This window comes from Sulfitobacter sp. CW3 (assembly GCF_019392245.1).
Lineage (GTDB): Bacteria > Pseudomonadota > Alphaproteobacteria > Rhodobacterales > Rhodobacteraceae > Sulfitobacter.
In genome coordinates, this window is sequence record NZ_JAHXRL010000306.1 from 1 (window position 1) to 264 (window position 264).

At 72.3% G+C, this 264-nt stretch carries 1 protein-coding gene; it reads left to right on the forward strand.

Features of this window, described 5'->3' with window-relative positions; genetic code table 11:
- A partial coding sequence (locus KZZ06_RS21180) for a sigma factor-like helix-turn-helix DNA-binding protein (protein WP_306664538.1) occupies positions 1-264 on the forward strand: 264 nt, incomplete at both ends.

Sequence of the window (264 nt, forward strand, 5' to 3'; positions counted from 1 at the left end):
CCTTCCTCGCCGACGGCCACTGGCGTGAGGCGCCCTGGCACTGGAGCGAGATCGACTTGGAGCGCGGGCTCGCGGGGCGGCAGGTCTGGCAAGCGGTCGAGGCGGCCATCGCCGCTCTGCCGCCGGACGAGGCCGCCGTGATCCGGCATCGCGACATCGAGGGTTTCGGCCCGCGCGAGACGGAGGAGTTGCTCGGCCTCGGCGAGGCGCGTCAGCGCGTGCTGCTCGATCGAGCGAGGCTGAAGATCCGACGGGTGTTCGAGG